The sequence below is a fragment of the Cellulomonas algicola genome (genome assembly GCF_003851725.1).
Lineage (GTDB): Bacteria > Actinomycetota > Actinomycetes > Actinomycetales > Cellulomonadaceae > Cellulomonas > Cellulomonas algicola.
Genome location: NZ_BHYL01000069.1, coordinates 1 through 6,273, shown reverse-complemented (window position 1 = coordinate 6,273; position 6,273 = coordinate 1). Strand labels below are relative to the sequence as shown.

Annotated in this window: 6 protein-coding genes and 1 pseudogene; 5 read left to right on the top strand and 2 right to left on the bottom strand. The window is 76.8% G+C overall.

Annotated features, from left to right (window positions below):
• Positions 1-595, bottom strand: a 595-nt coding sequence (locus tag CTKZ_RS05420; protein ID WP_148090462.1) for a TerD family protein, incomplete at its 3' end; no start/stop codon positions are given.
• Positions 596-761: 166 nt separating this feature from the next.
• On the bottom strand, positions 762-1,934 hold the full coding sequence (locus tag CTKZ_RS05415; RefSeq protein WP_124341991.1) for a VOC family protein: 1,173 nt from the start codon (positions 1,932-1,934) through the stop codon (positions 762-764).
• A 145-nt stretch (positions 1,935-2,079) separates the two neighbouring features.
• Between CTKZ_RS05415 and CTKZ_RS05410 the strand changes: the two genes are divergently transcribed.
• The 5 genes and pseudogenes from CTKZ_RS05410 to CTKZ_RS05390 form a co-directional block, all read left to right on the top strand.
• Positions 2,080-3,273: an NAD(P)/FAD-dependent oxidoreductase gene (locus CTKZ_RS05410; RefSeq protein ID WP_124341990.1), complete on the top strand. Its 1,194-nt coding sequence runs from the start codon at positions 2,080-2,082 to the stop codon at positions 3,271-3,273.
• Entirely contained in the window at positions 3,270-4,193 is a 924-nt protein-coding gene (locus tag CTKZ_RS05405; protein WP_124341989.1) for an RNA polymerase sigma-70 factor, read from the top strand. The genes CTKZ_RS05410 and CTKZ_RS05405 overlap by 4 nt, the downstream gene beginning before the upstream one ends.
• Before the next feature lie 180 nt (positions 4,194-4,373).
• Positions 4,374-5,117: an ABC transporter ATP-binding protein gene (locus tag CTKZ_RS05400; protein ID WP_124341988.1), complete on the top strand. Its 744-nt coding sequence runs from the start codon at positions 4,374-4,376 to the stop codon at positions 5,115-5,117.
• On the top strand, positions 5,114-5,995 hold the full coding sequence (locus tag CTKZ_RS05395; protein WP_124341987.1) for a hypothetical protein: 882 nt from the start codon (positions 5,114-5,116) through the stop codon (positions 5,993-5,995). Before CTKZ_RS05400 ends, CTKZ_RS05395 begins: the two co-directional genes overlap by 4 nt.
• A gap of 59 nt (positions 5,996-6,054) precedes the next feature.
• Positions 6,055-6,273 (top strand): annotated as a pseudogene (locus CTKZ_RS05390) (hypothetical protein); the annotation flags it as partial.

The following is a 6,273-nucleotide window of genomic DNA, read 5'->3' as shown; positions in this document are numbered from 1 at the left end:
GGGCCGGGGGTGCGGGCGGCGCCGCGACGGGGGCGGCGACCGGTGCGGCGGCGACGGGCACGGCGACCGGTGCGGCGACGGCCGGCGGGGGCGTGTCGTCGACGGACACCCCGTGGTCGGTGACGAGGTCGCCCAGCCCGCCCGCGTACCCCTGACCGACGGCGCGCACCTTCCACGCCCCGGCCCGCCGGTACAGCTCGAGCGCGACGACGATGCTCTCGGTCGCCAGGTCGGTCATCGTGAACGCGGCCAGCGGCGTCCCGGCGTCGTCGGTGACGCGCGCGACCGGCTGCCCGACACGGCCGAACGTCGAGGACGCGTCGTCGAGGCTCGTCACGAGCCGCACCGCGTGGACGTCGGCGGGCACGGCCCCGAGGTCGACCTCGACGCGCCAGGGCTGCCCGGCCGACGGCTGCACGCACCGCACGCCGGGCCCGTCGGGCTGGTTGTAGAAGACGAAGTCGGCGTCGGAGCGGACCCGGCCGCTCTCGGTGACGAGCAGCGCGGACAGGTCCGCGGGCGCGGGGACGTCGACCGTGAGCGTGACGCGCGACGCCGTCAGCGGCGCGTTCGCGCCCTTCGTGAGCTGGTCCACCGGGTTCCTTCCGTGGGGCCGACCGGGGCAGCGGCACCGGCCGCACGGAATCTACCGGCCGCCGGGTGTGCCGGGGGCAGGCTTCACGAACGGGTGCACGCACGTCGTGCCGAGGTCAGACGCCCGTCCGGCGGTGGCCACCGGGCCGCGGACGCCCCGCCCGCACCTACCCCGCGACGACGACCAGCTCGTTGCCCTCCGGGTCGGCCACACGCACGCGCCCCGGCGACTCGTCGAGCAGCCGGCCGCCGGCGTCGAGGGCCGTCGCGACGCGCGCGGCGGCACGGTCCGCCGGGACCGCGAGCTCGACGTGCACGCGGTTGCGCTGCCGCCGCCGCTCGGTGTCGGCGGCGTCGATCTCCTGGAACGCGAGCACGGGGCTCAGCCAGCGCGGGTCGACGACGTCGTCGAGCGCGGCGCGCCCGTCCGGCACGTACCCGAGCACCGCGAGCCAGAACGCTCGCACGGCGCGGACGTCGGCGGCGTCGAGGAAGAGCTGCACGAACCGCGGCGGCTCGGCGTCGGCGGTGGCCCCGAGGTCACGGGCCGCGGTCTGGAGGCGCGCCGCGAGCGCGGGGAAGTCCACGTCGAGACCGTGCGCGTCCGCGTCCCAGCGGTCCTTGCCCGTGTCGAGCACCACGAGGCCGGGCCGCACGTCGAGCAGCAGCGGGAAGCCGGCCTCGTCGGCGAGAGCCGCCGCCGCGGCGACCAGGTCGCGCTGCTGGGACGACGACGCGACGCGGTAGCAGGCCACGGCGCCGAACACCGCGTGCCAGTCGGTCGTCCCGGGGGCGTCGTCGAGGCCGCCCGCAGGTACCAGGTCGACCTCGTTGCCGTCCGCGTCGGCGTGGCAGACGCCGAACACGCCGTACGGCTCGCCCGGACGCACCTGCTCGGCCACCGCCGCCGGGCGCACCACGTCGAGGTGCAGGCGGTTGCGCAGCGGGCGCGGCTCCGGCGACGTCCGGAGGCGCAGGACGGGGTCGCGGCGCAGCGGGTCGACGAGGTCTCCGTCCTCGGTGGGGGCGTAGCCGAGCACGCCCTGCCAGAACGGGCGCACCGCGGCGGGGTCCGGCGACTCCACGACGACGCTCACCCGCTGGAGGGCCGACGGGTCGGCGGTCAGCCCGAGGTCGCGTGCTGCGGCCGACACCGCACCCGCCTGCCCCGCCGCCGCGACGCGGACGCGCACGCCCGTCGCACGCACGTCCACCGCGACGTCGCCGGGTAGGTCGACCAGCCGTCCCGCGAGCGCGGCCCCCGCGGTCAGCGACGGCGCGTCGAACCACGCCGTCGCGACGCCGTCGACCACCCGCCAGTCCGCCGACATGTCCGTCATAGGGGAACGGTAGGGGCGCACCCGGCGCGGCGCCCAGGGGGTCGCGCCGACCTCCGTGGGCACGGGCGTGTCACACGAGCCGGCGCTGTCTCGTCACGTGCACGAGAGCGCCGCACGGGTGCTCGGGAGCGACGGGAGACACCTCATGAGCACGCACGTGCTGGTCCTCGGCGGCGGGTACGCCGGTGTGATGGCCGCGAACCGCCTGTCCGGCCGCGACGACGTCGAGGTCACGCTGGTCAACCCGCGCCCGCGGTTCGTCGAGCGCGTGCGGCTGCACCAGGTCGCGGCCGGCACGCACGGCGGCCTCCACGACTGGGCGGAGGTGCTGGGGGAGCGGGTGCGCGTGGTCGTGGACGAGGCGACGCACGTCGACACCGCGCACCGCCGGGTCCGGCTCGCGGGCGGGACCGACCTGCCCTACGACCACCTCGTGTACGCGGTCGGCAGCCACGCGACCGACGCAGGCGTGCCGGGGGCCGCCGAGCACGCGCTCGCGGTGAGCACGTTCGAGTCCGCGACGCGGCTGCGGGCGACCCTCGACACGACGCCGACGGCGCCCGTGGTCGTCGTGGGCGGCGGACCCACCGGCATCGAGACCGCCGCCGAGCTCGCGGAGACGGGCCGGGCGGTCACGCTCGTGTGCGGCGGCGTGCTCGCGCCGTACGTCCGGCCGTCCGCCCGGCGCGCGGTCGCGCGCCGGCTCGCACGGCTCGGTGTCACGGTGCTCGAGCGGCCGCGCGCGACCGAGGTGCGCGCGCGGTCCCTGCTGCTGGACGATGGGCGCACGCTCGACGGGCTCACCGTGTGGGCGACCGGCTTCGCGGTCTCCGACCTGGCGCGGCGCAGCGGCCTCGCGACGGACGCGACCGGGCGGCTGCTCACCGACGAGACCCTGACCAGCGTCGACGACGACCGCGTCGTGGGTGCGGGCGACGCGGTCGCACCCTCGGGGGTCCCGCAGCGCGCGAGCTGCCAGGCCGCCGTGCCGCTGGGCGCGCGCGCGGCCGACACGGTGCTGGCGCACGTCGACGGCCGGGTCGCGGCACCCGTCGACAACGTGTTCTTCGGGCAGTGCATCGCGCTCGGCCGCGAGGCGGCGACGTTCCAGGCCTCGCGCGCGGACGACACGGCCGTCGCCCTGCACGTCTCCGGACGCGCGGGCGCCCTGCTCAAGGAGGGCGTGACGCGTCAGATCGTCCAGGGCCTCGCGCGCGAGGCGCGTCGGCCGGGATCGACGCGTCTGCCGTCCTCCGCGTCGGCCCGGGCCCGCGCGCTCGCGGCGGCGGCGACGGACCGCGTGACGTCGCCGCCGCCGCAGGCCAGGGTGGACGCGTGAGCCGCGCCGAGGAGTTCGAGCAGCTGCGCCCCCTCCTCTTCTCGATCGCGTACCGCGTGCTCGGCAGCGTCGGGGAGGCCGAGGACGCGGTGCAGGAGACGTGGCTGCGGTGGGACGCGTCCGGTGTCGAGCCGACGTCGGTCAAGTCCTACCTGTCCGCGATCGTCACGCGCGTCTCGATCGACGTGCTGCGGTCCGCGCGCGTGCGCCGCGAGGCGTACCCGGGCCCGTGGTTCCCCGAGCCGCTGCTCGAGGACCCCTACGAGGAGCCGGAGCGCGCGGCCGAGCTCGCCGACTCGCTGTCGACCGCGGCGCTCGTGCTCATGGAGCGGCTGAGCCCGCTCGAGCGTGCCGTCTTCGTGCTGCGGGACGTCTTCGGCTTCGACGTCGCCGAGGTCGCGAGCGCCGTCGGCCGGAGCGAGGCGGCCTGCCGCCAGCTCGCCTCGCGCGCCCGCCGGCACATGGACGCGGGCCGGCGGCGGTTCGAGGTCGACCGCCGCGAGCGGGAGGAGCTCGCGAGCCGGTTCGTCGACGCGGTGCGGGAGGGCGACGTCGACGCGCTGCGCGAGCTGCTCGCGGCTGACGTCCAGATGATCGCCGACGCCGGCGGCAAGGGTCCGCTGTGGGGGCGGGGGATGTTCTTCGGGGTCGACCACGTGGCGCGGCTCGTCGCCGCGACCGCGCCGTCGCTCGCGGCCGTCGGGGTGGTGCTCGACGAGCGGGAGATCAACGGCCAGCCCGGCGTGGTCGTCCGCGACGGCGACGGGAACGTCGTGGTGACCATGACGCTCGACATCGCCGACGGCCGGGTCCAGGCGATCCGGAGCGTCACGAACCCCGACAAGCTCGCGCACCTCGGCCCGCTCGCCGACGGGCACGCGCTGCTGCGCAGGGCGACGCAGGAGCGGCGCCGGGGCTGACCGCCCCGGCACGGGCCGCCCCGGGCGGGCGGTGTGCCCGCCGTCTCGTCGGACGCCCTCATCCCGTGGGCGGAGCCGCACGCCCCGGCGATCTCCTCCACCGGTCGGTGCTGGGCGGCCCATCCCGATTCGTAGCGTCGTCGACGGACGCCCGGACGGGCCCGACGACGAGGAGACGCGATGATCGAGGTGGAGGCGCTGACCAAGCGCTACGGCAGCACGACAGCGGTGGACGGCCTGACGTTCACCGCCCGGCCCGGGACGGTCACGGGTTTCCTCGGGCCCAACGGCGCGGGCAAGTCCACGACGATGCGCGTCGTCGTCGGGCTCGAGCGCGCGACGTCGGGCCGTGCGACGGTCGACGGCCGCCGGTTCGCCGACCTGCCCGCCCCGCTGCACGCGGTCGGCATCATGCTCGACGCGCGCTCGGTCCACCCGGGCCGCACCGCGTACGCGCACCTGCTCGCGATGGCGCAGACGCACGGCATCGGCAAGGCGCGCGTGCGGGAGGTGCTCGCGCAGACCGGCCTGGAGTCGGCGGCGCGCCGGCGGGCCGGCACGTTCTCGCTCGGCATGGGGCAGCGGCTCGGCATCGCGGGGGCGCTGCTCGGCGACCCGGCGACGCTCATCCTCGACGAGCCGGTCAACGGCCTCGACCCCGACGGCGTGCTGTGGGTGCGGCGGCTGGTGCGCGAGCTCGCGGCCGAGGGGCGCACCGTCCTGCTGTCGTCGCACCTCATGCACGAGCTCGCGCTGTGCGCGGACCGCGTCGTCATCATCGGGCGCGGCCGCCTGCTGGCCGACGCGCCCGTGCAGGAGATCGTCGACCGCACCGGGTCGGGCTCGCTCGAGGAGGCGTACCTGCAGCTCACGAGCGACGCCGTCGAGTACCGCACGGACGCGACCGCGGGCGGTGGGCGATGAGCGCCGCGACCACGGCGCCGCGTGCCGTCGGGGCGTCGTCGACCGCGCGCCGACCGACGCCCGCCCGGGTCCTCGCGTCGGAGTGGACCAAGGTCGTGTCGCTGCGCTCGCCGTGGTGGACCGCCGCCGTGACGGTCGTCGTCGGCGGCGTCATCACGTACCTGAGCGCACAGGCGTCGTCGGGTGACCCGGGGTTCCAGCCGATCGACTCGCTGTCGTCCGGCCTGATGCTCGCGCAGCTCGGACCGCTCGTGCTGGGTGTCCTGGTCGGTGGCGGGGACTTCCGCACGGGTGCGTTCCGCTCGACGTACACGACGGTGCCGCGCCGCTGGCCCGTGCTCGTCGCGCAGAGCCTCGCCGTCGCCGGGTTCGCGCTGGGCATCGCGGTCCTGACGACGGCCGCGTGCGTCGTCGGGATCCTGCCCGCCGCCGCGTCGCGCGACCTGCCGGTCGACCTCACCGCCGACGACGCGCCCGCGCTCGTGCTCGGCATGGTGCTGTTCCTCGTCGGGCTCGCGCTGCTCGGGCACGCGCTCGGCGCGCTGCTCCGACGGACGGTCCCGGCCCTGGTCACCGCGCTGTCGCTCGTGATGATCCTGCCGATCGTGCTCATGATGGCGAGCGATCCGCTCGTGGCCGGCGGCGACCCCGCGTCGCTCGCGGCGCCCGCCCAGGGCACGGCGCCGACCGTCGTCGGCACCGTGAACGTGCTCCTGCCCGGCACTGCGGGCGGTCTCCTGACGACCTCCGCGTCGTCGGGCCCGATGGACGGTTCTCCCGACCTCGGACCGGTGGGGGGCGGGCTCGTGCTGGCGGCGTGGATCGCCGTGCTCCTGGTCGCCGCCGCCGTGCGCCTCCGGACCCGGGACGTCCGGTGACGACCGCCCCGCCGACGACGCGGGAGCGCACCGCGCATGGCGCTCCCGCGCGTCGGGGCGTGACCGCCGGACGTGTGCTGCGGGCCGAGTCGACCAAGCTCCTCAGCGTCCCGGCGCACGTCTGGCTCGCGCTCGGCACGGTCGTCGCGGCCGCGGTCACCGCGTACGGGCTCGGGCTGTTCGTGCGGCCCGGCGACGCCCGGTCGGGGTCCTGGGTCGTGACGTCGGGCTTCGTGCTCGCGCAGGTCGGGTTCCTCGTGCTCGGCGCGCTCGTCGGG